The following is a 15,641-nucleotide window of genomic DNA, read 5'->3' as shown; positions in this document are numbered from 1 at the left end:
TCGACAATCCCCCTTGGTCCAATACCGGGCCGACAAAGGATGAGGCTCAGAATGGACGTGGTCATAGTCAATATGCGTGCGTCAGACCTATGCGTCTGAATGTCTGAGGCTGATCAAGCTGCTTGCGGCAACGGCTTTTTGTCGATGGTGCCGCACTCAGCCATTATTGCTTCCTGGTCGTTCCCCGGTTCGAATTCACCCTTGCTGCTCGCCAACTCGGCCTCAAGTTCGGCGAGCTCTTGGAGCTTGTCTTCCAGGAGTGGAGCATCGGGAAATGCCTGACCGAGGCGCGCCTCGAACGCTGGAAGGCGCCGCTCGTTGGTTTCAAGGTTCGCCCTGGCATTAGCGAGATCGATGTCCAGATTGCGAATAGAGGACTCGACCCGGCCTACCACAGTGCCCGGCCGCGTCTTCTCGGTAACCTCGAATTCGTGTTGCTCTCCATTGTGCTGCACCGTGATCACAGTGCAGAGATAGGGCCGTCCCTCTGTATCTATGGCCTCGTAGCCTGTGAGTTCCAGGCCGATGCCGTTGAATACGCCCAGTATCCAGCGGGCTCCCGTGCGGTCCGCCCGCATCCGGTGCGCATAGCCGAGAATGCGTTCCCCGGCGGTTTTGCGATCGGTGACCATCGTGCCGTCACAATCGAATATGACCTCATCGACCTTCGCGGGAGCACGACGCGCGATGTCCGCCTCCAGTCTGGCGATCTGCTTTTGGCAGCTCTCGATCTCGCGCGTCGTTCGCGTGATGGTCCTGCGAATATTATACTGGTCATCGACATGGGCATCGCGCAGGCGCTGGAGCCGTGCGACCTCGGCGTCGAGCCCGGCCTTTTTCATCAGCCGATCGTCTCCGGACGCGAGAGCCTTGGCCAGCGCGAACTGGTTGACGTTGGAGCTGACGTCCTCGATCCGCCGGATCGAGCGGTCGCCTGACATTGCCATGTTGATGAAGCGGGCCTTGCGTTCGAGCATCTGCCAGTTGGTCGCGTCCATCGAGCCGCTGGTCGCGTAGCCGTAAAGCTGGATCTCGTCATTCTGGTTGCCCTGCCGCTCGATGCGCCCTTCCCGCTGCTCGATATCGGACGGTAGCCAGGGAACATCGAGGTGGTGCATCGCGATCAGGCGCTGCTGCGCATTGACGCCCGTGCCCATAGTCGCGGTCGAACCAAGAGCGAACCGCTTGCGTCCCTGGTTGAGGTCGTTGAACAGGCGCTGCTTCGCGCTGTTCTTCTTGTAGTGCTGCATGAAGGCGATCTGCTCGGGCGGAACACCCATCGCGACGAGCCGATCGCGGATCCAGACATAGGCGGAGAACCCCCGCGTCTCGAGCGCGGCTTCGGTGCCTAGATCGGAGAAGATCATCTGCACGGCGCCGGACAGCGGATACGGCTTCCCGGTCTCGGGGTCGATGTAGCGATTGTCGGCAGTCTCTTCCCAGATGCGGTAAGCGTTCTCGATCAGAAGATTGAGCTTGTTGCCCTCCTCGTTGCCGACGTCCGGGTCGACGAAGCGCAGGTCGATCGCCGAGTGACGGCCATCGGTGATAACCGACAGGAGGATGTCGTCGCCCTTTTGCGGTCGCCCGCCGCGGTTCTCGATAGCCTTGATGCGCTGGGCTAGCACGCGCTGATAGGCTTTGAAGGGCGCGCCGGACTTGGCGACGACGATATACCGTTTCCCGCCCTTGATGGTGGGCAGCTTGACGTATTGGCGCAGATCGTCCTTCAGCACGACGTCGGCGACCGAGCGGTACATTGCCATCAGGTCGGCGACGTTGACGAACTCGCAGAAGCGGGTGACGGGCTTGTAGCTGCCGCTCGGCTGCAATTCGAGTTCGGTACGCGTGTCGCCGAAAGCGGCGGCCCAGGCATCGAACTCGTGGAGACCTTTGGCGTGTAGCTCGTCGGGCTGCATGAAACGCTGTAGCGTATACATCTCGCCCAGGGTGTTGGTGATGGGCGTGCCCGAGGAGAGGATCAGTTCGCGTCCGGGATTGGTCCCGGCGAGATATCGGCTCTTCACGAAGAGGTCCCAGGCACGCTGCGAGCCGACCGGATCGACGCCCTTCAGATCGCCGAGATTGGTCGCGAAGGTGAGCTTGCGGAACTGCTGGGCCTCGTCAACGACAATCTGGTCGATGCCGATCTCGCCGATATGGACGAGGTCGTCCTTGCGGGACCGGAGGTTCTCCAGCCTTTGCTTGAGTCCCTCTTTCAGGCGTTCGACGCGCTTGCGCGACACGCGGTCCTGACTGTCGATGCCGGTGATCAGCACCTCGTAGCTGTCGAGTTGATGTTCGATCAGTTGCTTCTCGAACGATGACGGCGTGGGCACGAACTTGAACGCGTCATGGGTGATGATGATCGCGTCCCAGTTGCCGGTGGTCGCCCGCGCCAGGAACCGCTGCCGCTTTTCCTTCACGAAGTTCGTGTCGTCGGCGACGAGGATGCGCGCGGTGGGGTAGAGCATAAGGAACTCGCGTGCGATCTGCGCGAGGCAGTGATTGGGCACCGTGATCATCGGTTTGTTGGCGAGGCCGAGACGGCGCTGCTCCATCACGGCGGCGCAGAGGCTGAAGGTCTTGCCCGCCCCGACACTATGGGCGACATAAGTCGAACCCGAAGCGATGATCCGCCAGACGACGCGCTTCTGGTGCTCACGCATCCGGATCGTGGTCGACGCGCCGGGCAGCTTCAGATGCTTACCGTCGAAGGTCCGGGGTACGAGATTGTTGTAGGAATCGTTGTAGATGCGGACCAGCCGGTCGGCGCGTTCGCTATCCTGCCAGACCCAGGTCTCGAAGGTCGACTTGATCTTCGCAAGCTTCTCTTTGGCCGCCTCGGTGTCGGTGACATTGAGTTCGCGGCGCTCGGAGCCGTTTTCATCTCGGTATGTGTCGTAGATTTTGGGGATATGGGAATTGAGCGCATCTTCGAGCAGGTCCGCGGCGCTGCGGCGTGCGGTTCCCCATGTCGAGGTCGAACTGACGTGCCCCGCGAACGGGGCCTTGTCGACGGTCCAGCTCGCCAGTTCCACGGTATGCAGGATCCGGGTCTCGACCTCCATGATGTCGAGGATGAAGGTCTCGATGACGTCCACCGGAATCCAGGGCGCACCCAGCCGCGCTGTGATCTCACTGGGCTTGAGATCGACCGGCTGGACCGCTTCGAGCGCGGTGACGACGGCTAGGAAACGCGGATCGGTCTCGGCCTTTTCACGCGCGAGAGCGAGCTTGGTGCGGACCGGTCCCGACAGCACTGCATCGGCCGTGACCCAGTGGTCGAAATGCGGCGTGCTGCGGACGGGATCGAGATACACGTCGCCTGCGAGATCGGCGAGCGCCTCGGCCTCGGCAACTCCGAGCATACCGGCGATCAGGGGGATATCGACCTGCCCGCGCTCGTGGAGCGATACCGCCAGCGCGTCCTGAGCCGAGTGGATTTCATGGGCTACAGGCGGCTTGATGACGCGTTCGGTGAAGATCGGGCCCGGCGTGCCGATGTCGCTCGCCTCGTCATAGGCCTCGATCGAAGCGACCAGCCAGACGTCGGGATCGTCGAGGAAGGGCTGGAGATTGGGGCGGCGCTGATATTCCTTCTCGGCCCCTGTGTCCGGATCGGTGCGGACGCTGGTGATAGTCCGGTTGATCGGCCCGTACTTCTTCGCGAACTGGCGGTAATGCGCCAGCAGCGTCTCCTGAAGGACGGCATAGGGCCGGTCATTGAGCTGCGCGCGCAGGATCGCGCGGACCGTGTCGCGTATCGGGATCAGCGCCTTGATTATGGCAGCGTGCTTCGCGAACAGTCCGGCGCCGCCGCGTCCCGATTTCACGCCGACGACAGTCGAAATGCCATTGACGATCTGGTGGAGAACGCCGCCGGAGACGAGATAGCTCCCTTCCTTGAACTCGGCTTCGTCGGCAGCTGTGCCGATTTCTACATCCAGCGCGACATTGAGCGTGTCGCGTAGCGAGGTGATGCGCTCGATCGGCTTGCAGGTGCCTTTGTACTTCGATGCGATTTCTGACAAGGTGGACGCAAGGGCTGCCTTGAGATCAACGCCGGGCTCGGCCGCGCACGTGTAGTCCATGCCGAACTGGCTGCTTCGCCATTCGTGGCGACCCAAAACATGGTCAGGATGATCGAGGAAATAGCGGTTGATCCGCAGCGGCCCCTCACCTTCGTCGCTGTCGGGAACTTCGCCGAGATCGATCCAGTTCGACGGGCGATAGAGCGTGGCGGAACCGTGTTTCTGGAAGAGCAGAATGTCGACGACAACATCGGTGCCGGCCTCCTCCCGCATGGCCTTACCGGGAAGGCGCACGGCGCCAAGGAAGTCGGCGATGCCGTCGATATGGCGTCGGGCCTTGGCATCGCTCTTGTCTAGCGAATAACGCGAGGTCACGAACAAGGCGATGCCGCCGGGTCGAAGATGCTCGAGCGATTTGGCGATGAAATAATCGTGAAGCGACAGGCCAAGCTTGCCGAGTTCGGTCCGGTTTTGAACGGTGAGGTTGGAAAATGGAGGGTTCCCGATGGCGAGGTCGAAATCGGCGGGCAGCGGCGCCTTATCGAAGTCAACGCAGCGGATGACCTGGTTGGGATAGAGTGCGCTTGCGACCCGCGCAGTGATGGGATCGTTTTCGATACCGACGAACAGCGTGTCGTCGGACAGCGTCTCCGGCCGGAGCCCCATGAATAGGCCGCTGCCACATCCCGGCTCCAGAACCTGCCCGCCGGTGAAGCCGAGGATGCGGGCGGCGTCCCATATGGCGCGGACAATGTATTCGGGGGTGTAATGGGCATATTGCGTTGCGCGCTTGAGCGATTGGAGCTCGACATCGGTCGTTTCCGCGACCAGGGCTTGCCCCAACTCGCCCCAGCCCTCGCGGAACTCATCGCCGCGTCGCACGAACATGGTGTTGGCAAGTTCCGACGCGCCGAAGCCGATGAATCTGGAAATCGTGTCCTGCTCTGCCGGCGAGGCGGATCGCTGCTCGCGGTCGAGCAGGTTCAGCAGTCTGATCGCCTCAACATTGTCTCGTGCGCGGTCCTTCCATGAGCGCGCCAGGGTCCGGCCTGCGGCGAAAGAGAAATCGACAGGCGCCTCGCGCGGCGGTTGCGCGGCATCAACGATAGTCGTTGTAAAGAGTGTCGGCTGCGGGGCGACGGGTATGACTGGCTTGGCAGGCGCGATCAGCTGGTCGAAGTCGAGGCACAGCTGGAGAGCCAGCGCGGATGCACTGTTTCGCATGGAATGCTTCCTTTTCGGTGGTCTTGCGAGCGCGGCGGCGGCCCGGTGGGATGTCAGGAATCCGGGAGCCTCACGCCGAGCGTCAGTTCAGGTGGGCTGGTTTCGTGCGCGGGCGGCAAAGGCTTGGCCGGTCATTTCGCGCCAAGCCATGGATGGAATGAAGCGCAGCCCCTTCGATCAGAGGTCGAGGATCGCGCCATTGAGGACGGTGTAGAGGCCGACCTCAAATCGAAGATTCTGAAGTGTTCGGAACCTGGTGTCGCGCCGGGCATCGACGTGGAAAGCGCTACGCCCGGTGTCCGTTTCCTTGATGCCGGTCGAAAGACTGGGGTAGGTCTGTCCGGCGCGAGGACCTGTCATGATGCGGGCACTTGAGCGGCAGTCGAGGGTGCGGTCGAGGGCGTATCCCAGATCGCGCAACTGCTGCTTGATTTGGCTGAGAGTGACCGGATGCCAGCCTTCGGCGGCCCGAGCGGCAAGTTCATTGGTAAGGGCAGAATTCATTGGCAGAAGTCCTTCGTCAGAATTTCCACCAATCCTTTCCCCCTTCCCACCCAAGACGCGCCTGCTCGACAGGGCCCATCTGCGCGTTCCGCCGGGCCGGTAACCCAGGATCAGCCCAGGCGAAGCGAAGCGGCATATTTCCGCAGCAGGTCGGCCATCGCGGTTCGGGCATGCGCCTTGTTGCCGATCACGATCTCGGGATGGAGTTCCTCACCGAACGGCGTACGATAGCCATGGGCGAGATCGCCGCTTCTATCCTCAATGACGACGATGCGGTGGCCGCGCGGTTGTGCCGGACCGGCGTAGCGGGCGGTGAAATCGCCAAGGCGTCCGGACAGCCCGGCGGCCATTTTGCTCCACCGGATATGGCCGGCGGCGAACTGGTCACCGGGCGCGCGACCGCGAGCGAGCCAGAGCCGGAATTGCGCGCGCTGCTGGAGCACCGAATTGCGGGTTCGCTCCATCGTTCGCGCGAGCGGCAGGATATCGGCTTCGGCATCGAGCCGGCCGAGTTCCGCATCGCCCGCGACGATCAGGATATCGCTATAGTCGCCCTGGCGCAGCATCTGGCGGAGCGCGGTGGCATCGCCAGGCGGTGGGGCCGGCAAACCCGATAGCCGATGCAGCCCGGTGTCGGCGCTGACCATAAACTGGGCCGTAGCCTCATGGCCAGGCCGCTCGTGCAGCATCGCGAGGATGCCAATCGCGCCTGTCTCGCGTTCCGAGGTGCCGAGCAACAGCAAGCGCCGATGCCAGGACGCGGGTGCCGGGATGTCAGTCGGGCTTGGCCATTGGCTGGGAAGCGGCCGCGTGGCGCGCGGCCATTCAAGGTGCGCGATCTCGGCCCGAGAGGCCGTAAATGATCGCCGTGCGGCATCGAAGATGTCGTCGGGCTGACCGCCGCCATCCAGAAACCCCTGTTGGTAGGCGAGGCGGCGGACCTCCTGTTCCCCTGCGCGGTATGGTGACGGTGGACGCGATTCCCATCCAGCCTCGGCTGCATAGCGACCATCCGCATAGGCATACGCGGCGTCCCAGTCATAGCCATGGACGTCGCGAGCATGGAGGATGAAGGCCTTGCGGCCGTCGGTGCTCCCCTCGGCGATCTGGCGCTCGACGCAGGCGAAGTTCGCGGACTGGCGCTGCCGTTCGGTCTCCAGCCCTATCGCCTCGTTGAGCGGGCGAAGCGCCTGGACGCGCTCGCGGCCACGCGCCATGCGCTCGTCCAGCGGCGCGTCGTTCGGCAGATCGGGAAAGCGGCGCCAGGCGTCGGCGAGCGCATGCGCATGGTGGGCCGGACGGCCGTGCGCCATCCAGCATCCCGCATCGGCGGGATCGAAGTCGTTGGTCATGGGCACTTCCGATCCGGAGTGTCAGCGGCTGGCGAGCAGCACGTCGAGGGCGCGCGCGAACACATCGTCGCCGGCGTCGTTGACGATGACAGCATCGGGATTGGTGGCACGCACGGCACGAGCGATGATCGCGAGCGGACGCTTGCGCAGCGGATACTGCAGGATCTGATCGTGTTCGATCGCAATCAGATTGGTGCGGAGAAGGCGTTTGAGGCGTTTTCCCTCGACGGCGCGAGAAAGAAGATCGCTCACCTCGATCTCGAGATCATGGTCGCAGGCAAGGTCTTCGCCAAGGCTGCGCGGGAGTCTATTGGCCGTGAGCCAGGCATTGACCTCAGCCTCGGTCCAGCGGCCGACCTGACGATAGAAGTCCGCCCCGCCCGTTCCCTGGTTGCGAGCGTGAAAAGCAAGCTCGCCATCGATCCAGACCTCGGCGGTAAAGGCGCTCGTTTCCTGCGAGAGCGCGGCGTTGTAGGAGACGCGCCGTAGTTCTATGTTCATGGGGAAGCTCCAGACTGCTCCACCAAACGGAGCGCCTTTCCCTTCCTCCTCCCCTTCTTGCGATCAGGCGGGGCTATCCTCGTGCCGTCGGCATTCCGCGTCGTAGGAGCAGCTATTCTCAAACTCGGGATCGTCCGCTTCGTCGACCAGAAAGCCGGTGATCTCCTCGGCGGGCTCCGCTTCCAGCACCGCGGCGGTGTTGGGAAGGAGGTGAACAGGGAAGATCCCGCTCCCGACGATCGCTTCCGCCTGGCGCATGGCGCCTGCGTGATCCTCAGCGGTCACCGCGACTTTCACCCTGATCGTCGTATACACATGGACAAGGTGCGGTTTCATGCTGGCAGCTCCGACCAGCCACCGGCGGCACTGATCCAGACCATGCCCAGCGCGCCGGGCTGCGTCTCGAACTGCTTTCCGTCTTCGGCAATGGCATGACGGACGGTAATGCTGCCGCGGTCGTTGGCCCGTAGCGGAGCGCGGCCATCCAGCACGATCAGGTCGCCGCCCCCGCCCGGCATGTGAACCACGTCGCCGGGTTTGACCTTGGCGGCGAGAACGCGGCCAATCGTATAGTGAAGAGTCCACTGGTTCTGGGTGATCGAGGTCATGCGCATTGTCCTTCCAGGGGTTCGTTCGCGCTGCCCTGCGGCAACGGGATCGGAACGGACTGGCCGCTCGCGAGATTGATGAAGCCGCCCGCGTGGCCGATGGAGCCTCGACCGAGCAGCTCGAACAGCAGCGCAAGAGCGTGGCTCGCCATGACGCGGTTGACGAACAGCGACTGGCGTTCGAGCGCCTCCGCGACCGAGCAGGATGGCGTATCGTCGTCCGGCACGCTGTCGTCGGCGAGTTCGGGGAAATATTCGAGCACGGTCGGGAGGCGCCGGCGATCCCTGCTCGCGGCCCTGCCGGGACAGCCGATCAGATACTGACCGTCGCTCGCACGATTGCCGAGATCCATCCAGTAGGCGGGACTGTTCCGTTCCTCGGCCAGCGCCGCTCCGATCGCGCGGCGGGCAGACGCCGTGTCGACACAGGTGATGAGGATATCGGCGCCTTCGACACCGACCTTCCCGGGCGCGCGCCCGTGAACCGCCTTCCAGGCGAGGCCGTGCGCGAGGTTGATCCGCTCGGTCAGCGTGCGCGCCTTCGAATTGCCGATGTCGCAGCGAAAGAAGGGCTGGCGGCCGAGGTTGGCTTCGGTGACAATATCGTCGTCGACCACGGTGACATGAAGCGATCGCGAGGAGATCGCGCGCAATGCGGTGTCGAGCGAAGCTAGCCCCATCAGCATCTGCGCGCCGTTGCCGCCGCAGCCTACGAGCAGAACCTTGAGTGCGCGGTCGCCGAATTCGGCGGGAAGATAATGGCGGTCGCTGGTGTCAGGGGGCATGAGGATCTCCTGCGAATGGGCTGCGCGGCAGCGGAAGAAACATGCCGCCGGCGCAGAGACGCGACGCTCTCGTGGGGCCGTCAGGCTGATCCAACCGGCCGAACACAAGCGATATCTTGGTCGCGTGCGCGTCGTCGGCATCGTCGGTGGCGCTGAAAAAGGCCGCTCCGGTGCCATGGCTATGGATATCGCAGACGATGTGCCAATCGGGCGGCAGGACCGGCGTGCGATAGACGAGGCGCGAGGGCGTGGCTTCGTCGATGACGGGGAACTCGACGGCGAACCCTCGCGTAGCCTCGTTCCAGAGAACGAATGCCGCTGCCTCATTGGGCAGCGCGGCCCGCAGATGGTCGAGGATCGATCCGAGATGTGCGCCGGGGATGAATCCGCAGCGCAGGTCTGCCTTGGGCCCGCCGACGCTGCCATAAGGAAGGTGCGCGGCGATCGGCGGCGTGACGGGGATGTCGAGCGCGAGCCACGGACGGCGCAGGATCAGCAGGACGCCGTCCTTGCCCACGGCGAGGCCGCGTCCGACGCGAGCGGCGCGAAGCGCATCGAGGGCGGGCGATCCTCCGTGAAGCGGGACCGGATAGCAGGGCACATCGGCAAGCAGCGCGGCCGCCGTGGGCTCGTCGGCGAGTGAGACGGTCATCTCGAGCCTCCTGTCAGCATTCCGACTGTTATCGGCTCGGTCGATGCGCGCCGTCCCTGTCGCCTGTCGCCCGCGCCGAACGGCTTGAGACGCTTGACCGGAAAGCGCCTCGCCCGGCGGGCGGCAAGATCGTCCCAGAGCCGGACAAGGCCGCCCTTGCCGCTGACGGTGAACTCCTGGCCGGGATTGGGGTGCGTCGACCAGCTGTCGAACACCGCCCGTTCGAACTCGGGGATGGAGGAAGCGGCAAGCGCGCGCGGTATCGGGATATTGCCCCAGCAAAGCGCGCCATTGACGAAGACATTGAGGATCGGTGAGTGGAGCAGGCGCGTCTCGGCGACGGGGCGCTCATTTGCAGGGAGCGCATAGACGCCGAGACGTGACCGGGTGGCGATGAACAGATGTGCCGGATAGGGAACGGGCACCACGGTTCGTTGCGTCAGGACCCGAAGCCCCGCCAGGCGTGTCGACAGGTTGAAATAGGCCGGGCGCACCTGTTCCGGCACCCACCAGGCGAGCATGTCGGGGTGAGCGACCAGCACGTTTTCCGGGAGCAGCTCCGGCCGGACTGTTCGCCCGAGGGCTTCGGTCCATTGCCGCAGGTGTGCGCGTGACAACGGGACGCCCGCAGCGATCACCGACCGGCCCTCCTCGTCATGCTCGACGGCGTGCATGCTGGCGAATGCCGCCGTGTCCCCGCGATGGGGGCCATGGGAACTGAAATTGCGCGGACCTTCGCTGCGATAGAGCAGGATCGCGCCCCTCAGGACCAAACCGCCGCCAGCGGCTTCGAACTGGGTTGAATGGTCGGACATGAGTCACCTCAAAGCTGGGTTGGATCAAGCTGGATCAGCTCTTGCGCCGCGAGCAGGAATTCCGCGCCGAGCCGCAGCGACGCGAACCAGTCGTCTATGCGGCCTGCATCGGCATCGGGCAGCGGGCAAAGACCGGCGACCTCCATGAAGCCCATCTCCATGCCGATACGGCCAACGTCGTCGAGTTCGCGCGCGAAGTGGTCGAAGGGAACGAGCGTCAGTGGAGGGAGGGACGAGGATTCCTCGATGCCGGGGACATAGTCGTACGCTTCCTGCAAATCGAAGTTCCATGCGTTGCGTTCTGGCTGAAGAGCGCCGACGGCTTTGTGCGCGGCGTGAAATCTCTTCAGCGTCCGGCGCAGACCAGCCGGGAGCCGCGCCGATGGCGCCGCGTTTTCCTTGATCATCCAATCGGGCCGGCGCGCGTTCATCTCGGACGGGAGCGTGAGTTCGTCGAGCTCTTCCGCGTCCGCGCCGTGATAGGCTATCAGGCTTTGACGCGCGGCTTGGTCGTCGATCTCACCGTCCCAATAATACATCGAGATCTCGTTGAAGAGATCCTCGTATCCGAAAATCGGAAGGACACGACCAAGGCATTGTTCAAGCGCCCTGTAAGCGGCGGCGCGCCAGGGAATCGGGGCATCCCCCGTTTCGATCCACCCGAGGTCGATCTGGCCCAGGCTCTGGCAGATCACGGCAATCGCCGGCGTGCCGTCCTCCTCCTTGAGAATGACGGCGACCCTGAAGTCGGCGAGTTCGATGGGATCGAGGACCTCCAGCACGGCGGCATTGAAAACGCCTTCGATATGCCGACGGGCAGCCGGGCGCGTGAACATCCTCGCCGACGTTTCCCGCGTGGCGACCCAGCGGCCGATCAGCTTGTGATGGGGCGGCAGGGGCGCATCGAATATAACGGGGATATCCGCCGAGATCGCGACGGCACGCCCCGCAAGGTCAGCCGAGCGGCGGGAGGCGCAAGGCGGAGGGAGATGCAAACGGTTCGGGGGGTTCGCGGTTCCCGTCATAGGGGTCCGCGAGGAACCGCGCATGGAGCGCCTGGGCCTGGCTGCTGCAGGCAGGCTGGGAGATATCGGTCGAGTTGCCATCGTTCTCGATCCATTCGATGAGGCTTTTGCGGGATGCGGCCGGGATGGCCACGCGCTTGCGGTGCGGCATGGGTCAGCCCTTGGTGCCGACGGCCCGGCGATATTCGGTGACATGTGCGCCGCCGGTGACGCCGGCGTCGATCATCTCGGCGTTGAGGATCGCCGGGTACAGCGTGGCGTGGTAGGCGCGCAGGGCATCCCGGTCGCCCGCAAGATGCGGCGGCACCGGAAGGTCGATGCCGTCATAGCGATACGCGCGCGCGAGTTGGCTGATCTGCATAGGAATCCTCCAGAAAAATGATGATGGGGAGTGAGCGGCGTCGCTCAGAAGAGGGTGGCGGGCTCATCCGCCTTGGCGTCGGTCGGCGGGCTGGTCGGCGTCTGGATTTTCGGCGGAGTGGTCGGCGCCGGGGGCTTGCTCGCCGTAGCCTTGGCTACCTTTACCTTCGCGGCTTCCGCGGCGGCGGCCTTGGCATCCTCGTCCGCCTGCCGCTGCTCGGCGATCTGATCGGCGAGCGTCCTGCGCGTGGCGATGAGCTGGCCGAGCGCACCGTCCGAGCCACGGGCCAATTCCGCATCGATCTCGGCGGCGCTCGCGGTGATCGAGATCGGCCGGGTCTCGCTGGATTCAAGCGCAGCAGACTTGGGGTCCGCCTTGCGCGGAATGATAGTCAGGGTGACGGTCTCGTCGGGGCCGGCGACCAGATCGAAGCCGAGCGAATAGCGGGCGAGCAGCGGGAGCAGGCTTGTAACAAGCATATCGGTAGTCCTTTATCTGGAAGTGTAGGGAAGCAGGTCAGGCAGCAAGTTCCGCGATCGGCGGTTCGGTCTGGCGGGCAGCGCGGTCCGGGGGCGGACCATAAGTGCCGTCGAGGGTCATGGCGCTCGGCAGGTGCCCGGCCCAATCGAAGCCGATGCGATTGAGCATGCCGGTGATGAGCTCGGGCTTCTTTGAGCCAAGCATCTTCGCGAACCGCTTCTCGCCGACATGCGCGATCAGGCCGCATTCCTGGGCGATGAATTTGAGCTCGCCCTTGGTGTATCGCTCGAGGAATGCCTGATCGACCTTCCAGCTATCGCGCAGGTCGACCTCGAACATCTTGGCGAGATCGGCGACATGGCCGAAACTGACCACATCCTTGGCGTAGGCGGCGCCGATGACGGACAGCACGTTCGCCGCCCTGGCGTCGGGCAGCGCGCGGATCGCTGCGATCTTGGCGCTATATTCGTGGTCCGGAAACGCGGGGCCGACCAGCAGGCCGGCGCGCGACGTCAGCGTATCGGACTTGATTTGTGAGAGCGTGCCCGACATCGCCGCGACAAGGATGGTCGTGCGAGCGTGCTCGGCATTGCCGGCGAGCGCCCGGGCAAGCGCGGTTCGCCACGTCGCCTCGCGAAGCTCGGCGGTGCGGGCCGCGAGGGATTTGCCGTTGACGGCTGGCTTGTCCACCGTACTGGCGCTGGTTGCTGGTTTTACGGGGGCGGCGGGCGTCGTGTCACGCGTTCCGCTGCCATCCAGGTTCGAGGTGGTGTATTCCGAGCGCGGCTGAGCGTCGGTCGATGCTACGGTTTCCTCGATCGCATCATCGTGGTCGTCGTCTTCGACCGCCTCGATCGGCGGAGATGCCGCCCTTGCCGCCTTCGCGGCGCGCTCCTCCTGCTCGAAGCGGATCACCTCAGCCGCTTCGGCCTTGAGTTCGAAGCACGCCGCGTTGGTGCAATAGCCGTCTTCGACATGGGTTTCGAAAAGCGTGCGCTGCGTGGCCGAGTTGAATGGGCAGGTCGTGCATTCACTCTTGTCGAAGCACGCGCTGCCGAGATGCTGCGTGACACGCATCAGCAGTTCACGCGTCTTGTTCACGTCGAGACCGGCTTTCAGGATCGTTTCGAGGGCCTTGTCCTGCTTGTCGCCGGGAACCGCGGCGAGCAGTTCGGCATGGCCGAGCTTGATCCGGCGTTCGTCGAGCGCGGTCTTGACCACCTCGGAGAGATTGGCGAGCGCCAGGCGTCGATCGAACTTGTCCCGCGACCATCCGAGCCGCCGTATTGCCTCGGCCCGGTCGCCCTGGCACGCCGCGAGGTAGCGGACGGCGGCATCCGCCTGCTCCGTCTCGGACGGGTCGTCACGGTCGTCGTTCTCGGCGATCGCGGCTTCGAGCGCTTCCCGGTCGGTCATCTCGCGGATGATGACCGGCACTTCGCCGCTGGCGCCGTAAACCTCCAGCCCCGCCCTGTAACGGCGCTCGCCGGCGACAATGGCAAAGACGTCACCCCGCGGACGAAGCAATATCGGCTGGATTATGCCGCGCAGCCGTACCGAAGCTACCATTTCCTCGTGCTTTTTTCGGTCGAAATATCGGCGAGGGTTGTCCCCTTTGACGATTCTGGAGAGCGGCAGCGTGGTGGGCCACCGTGTCTGTGGTGCATTCAAGGCTGATCTCCTGGTAGAATGTGCGGAGCGCAGCTGACCCTCAGGCCACTTGCGACACCCATCCCCTTCCCCCTCCCTCTCCTGACCGGTAACGGTCGTTCCAGTCGTTGAAGCCTCCATCCGGAAACAGCGTCTCGATCTTTCGTCCGGGCAGTGCATGGACCTCATTCGCTCGCCGCGCGCCATGACGGCCTGCCGCGTCATCATCCGGGAGCAGGATCAAATGCTCGACCCGTTCCGGTACTGTCACCAGCGGTAGCCGATCCGCGCCGAGTGAAGCCCAGACCGGAATGCCGAGCAGGATGTGTGCAGACCAGGCCGTCTCCCAGCCTTCTGCGAGACCCAGAATATTGGTCGTCGCCCCGAAACGAACCGAGCCGCCGAGCGGGCGACCAAGCAGAAGCTTCGGCGGATCGAGATCGTTGGCCGGCAATCCGGTATGGGGATCGACAAATAGCCGCTCCACTGCGATCACCCCAACGTCAGCTTCGAGCGCAGCGAGCAACGCGGGTCGGAAGCAGACGTCAGCGCCGCGGCCAAGTGGTACTCCGTCATGATAACGCAACGCCGAATGTGGCCCGGTGAAACCGCGCATTGCCGCATATCGGCTCGCCGGCGTGTCGGTAATTGGACGCGCCTCTTTCCAAAGTGAACGAATACGGCCAGCAAGTTGTCGCTCGCGGCCGTGGGCATACGCCAATTCGACTTCGGCATCAGCAGTCGGGATAGGCTGTCGACCGGCGCGAAGCGCACGGATGACGTCAATGGTCGAGCAACCGGCAAAACATCTGAAGAGAACGCTACGTTCGCCGACCCGAACCGACAGGCTTGGCTTGTGATCGTTGTGCGCCGGGCAACGGCACATCACGCCTGACGGCTTCCACTCGCTGCCGAGCGATTTGACGATCCGCGCAGCGGCGGCATGCAGGCGAGGGTCAGCGCTGGTTCGTGAAAGAGCCATGGGAAACACTCCGGTTTGAGCTTGCTTCCCAAACCAAAGCCCCCTTCTCTTCCGACGTTTTTTTCCCACCAGACCTCATCGATGGGATTGTAGGGTCTCGTCAGGCAAGGAAACGTTGCCGGTATGACCTCTTTGGTATCGCGCTGGCGGTTCAACGTTGTTCGACAAGCATCCCTGTCCCGGAAAACTGCGATTCTATGGAGTACTCGCCGGCCATGTCTCGCGCGCCGGACGTCTTTTCAGGCCCGTCTATTTGCGTGGTTTGATGTTTTTCTTTGACCTGAGGAGCGAGACCGGTGGCGGGCAGCCGCTGATGAGGCTGCGAACGAACTACCACTCCAGGGGCAATGATCCTGGGGCCGAGTGGTGTCTGTGCACGGAATAGTGCAATCTAGGAAGGCTTGAGCAAATCCGGTCAAGAGAGTTCGGAAACAGGCATCCATTTTCTCTCGGCCAGAGCTGGTTAACCGAACATAGGTGCGACGCTTGTCGAGAGGATCAGGCAAGCGTTCGACAATGGCTTGTGCCTCCATTTCAGCCAGACAGTGCCGGGCTGTCATTTCTGAGGCCTTTGAAGCACGCCATAAACTCGTCAGCGAGGTTTTCAGATCTTGGCTGTCACGCCAATAAAGATCAAGAAGCATCTCGCCACCTGGGTCCGAGCAGAG

At 63.7% G+C, this 15,641-nt stretch carries 17 protein-coding genes; 2 read left to right on the top strand and 15 right to left on the bottom strand.

The window, feature by feature from the left end:
- Window positions 1-113 precede the first annotated feature (113 nt).
- Window positions 114-4,307: a helicase-like domain-containing protein gene (locus AC58EF_RS05090; RefSeq protein ID WP_497275093.1), complete on the bottom strand. Its 4,194-nt coding sequence runs from the start codon at window positions 4,305-4,307 to the stop codon at window positions 114-116.
- A 129-nt stretch (window positions 4,308-4,436) separates the two neighbouring features.
- On the opposite strand from AC58EF_RS05090, the gene AC58EF_RS05085 reads away from it, so the two are divergent.
- Together AC58EF_RS05085 and AC58EF_RS05080 are read left to right on the top strand one after the other, a co-directional pair.
- A complete protein-coding gene (locus tag AC58EF_RS05085; RefSeq protein WP_497275092.1) occupies window positions 4,437-4,706 on the top strand; it encodes a hypothetical protein in 270 nt (89 codons plus the stop codon).
- A gap of 96 nt (window positions 4,707-4,802) precedes the next feature.
- Window positions 4,803-5,066, top strand: coding sequence for a hypothetical protein (locus tag AC58EF_RS05080; protein ID WP_497275090.1), 264 nt, complete (start codon window positions 4,803-4,805; stop codon window positions 5,064-5,066).
- 369 nt (window positions 5,067-5,435) lie between these two features.
- On the opposite strand, the gene AC58EF_RS05075 is transcribed toward AC58EF_RS05080, so the two are convergent.
- From AC58EF_RS05075 to AC58EF_RS05010, 14 genes are all read right to left on the bottom strand, one after another.
- Window positions 5,436-5,762: a hypothetical protein gene (locus AC58EF_RS05075; RefSeq protein ID WP_257554759.1), complete on the bottom strand. Its 327-nt coding sequence runs from the start codon at window positions 5,760-5,762 to the stop codon at window positions 5,436-5,438.
- 110 nt (window positions 5,763-5,872) lie between these two features.
- Window positions 5,873-7,114: a hypothetical protein gene (locus AC58EF_RS05070; RefSeq protein WP_497275088.1), complete on the bottom strand. Its 1,242-nt coding sequence runs from the start codon at window positions 7,112-7,114 to the stop codon at window positions 5,873-5,875.
- 21 nt (window positions 7,115-7,135) lie between these two features.
- Complete coding sequence (locus AC58EF_RS05065; protein WP_257554763.1) at window positions 7,136-7,615, bottom strand: hypothetical protein; 480 nt, start codon at window positions 7,613-7,615, stop codon at window positions 7,136-7,138.
- A 63-nt stretch (window positions 7,616-7,678) separates the two neighbouring features.
- Window positions 7,679-7,951 carry a hypothetical protein gene (locus tag AC58EF_RS05060; RefSeq protein ID WP_497275087.1) on the bottom strand — a complete coding sequence of 91 codons (273 nt, stop codon included), beginning with the start codon at window positions 7,949-7,951 and terminating at the stop codon, window positions 7,679-7,681.
- A complete protein-coding gene (locus tag AC58EF_RS05055; protein ID WP_257554767.1) occupies window positions 7,948-8,223 on the bottom strand; it encodes a hypothetical protein in 276 nt (91 codons plus the stop codon). Before AC58EF_RS05055 ends, AC58EF_RS05060 begins: the two co-directional genes overlap by 4 nt.
- Window positions 8,220-9,008 carry a PRTRC system ThiF family protein gene (locus tag AC58EF_RS05050; RefSeq protein WP_257554769.1) on the bottom strand — a complete coding sequence of 263 codons (789 nt, stop codon included), beginning with the start codon at window positions 9,006-9,008 and terminating at the stop codon, window positions 8,220-8,222. The genes AC58EF_RS05055 and AC58EF_RS05050 overlap by 4 nt, the downstream gene beginning before the upstream one ends.
- The gene (locus tag AC58EF_RS05045; protein ID WP_497275085.1) at window positions 8,998-9,660 is read right to left on the bottom strand and encodes a PRTRC system protein A; all 663 of its coding nucleotides are present in this window, start codon (window positions 9,658-9,660) and stop codon (window positions 8,998-9,000) included. The genes AC58EF_RS05050 and AC58EF_RS05045 overlap by 11 nt, the downstream gene beginning before the upstream one ends.
- On the bottom strand, window positions 9,657-10,475 hold the full coding sequence (locus tag AC58EF_RS05040) for a PRTRC system protein B (protein WP_497275083.1): 819 nt from the start codon (window positions 10,473-10,475) through the stop codon (window positions 9,657-9,659). Before AC58EF_RS05040 ends, AC58EF_RS05045 begins: the two co-directional genes overlap by 4 nt.
- Before the next feature lie 8 nt (window positions 10,476-10,483).
- Entirely contained in the window at window positions 10,484-11,311 is an 828-nt protein-coding gene (locus AC58EF_RS05035) for a hypothetical protein (protein WP_497275081.1), read from the bottom strand.
- A gap of 118 nt (window positions 11,312-11,429) precedes the next feature.
- On the bottom strand, window positions 11,430-11,651 hold the full coding sequence (locus AC58EF_RS05030; RefSeq protein WP_497275080.1) for a hypothetical protein: 222 nt from the start codon (window positions 11,649-11,651) through the stop codon (window positions 11,430-11,432).
- Between the two features lie 3 nt (window positions 11,652-11,654).
- Window positions 11,655-11,861, bottom strand: a complete 207-nt coding sequence (locus tag AC58EF_RS05025) for a PRTRC system protein C (protein ID WP_497275078.1) — start codon at window positions 11,859-11,861, stop codon at window positions 11,655-11,657.
- 44 nt (window positions 11,862-11,905) lie between these two features.
- Window positions 11,906-12,340, bottom strand: a complete 435-nt coding sequence (locus AC58EF_RS05020) for a PRTRC system protein E (protein ID WP_497275076.1) — start codon at window positions 12,338-12,340, stop codon at window positions 11,906-11,908.
- Window positions 12,341-12,377: 37 nt separating this feature from the next.
- Entirely contained in the window at window positions 12,378-14,012 is a 1,635-nt protein-coding gene (locus AC58EF_RS05015; protein WP_497275075.1) for a PRTRC system ParB family protein, read from the bottom strand.
- Window positions 14,013-14,052: 40 nt separating this feature from the next.
- Window positions 14,053-14,973: a DUF7146 domain-containing protein gene (locus AC58EF_RS05010; RefSeq protein WP_497275074.1), complete on the bottom strand. Its 921-nt coding sequence runs from the start codon at window positions 14,971-14,973 to the stop codon at window positions 14,053-14,055.
- Window positions 14,974-15,641 lie beyond the last annotated feature (668 nt).

This window comes from Sphingobium sp. WR1 (genome assembly GCF_059693745.1).
The sequence above is the reverse complement of the archived record's forward strand: the minus strand, read 5'-3'. Positions and strand labels throughout refer to the sequence as shown.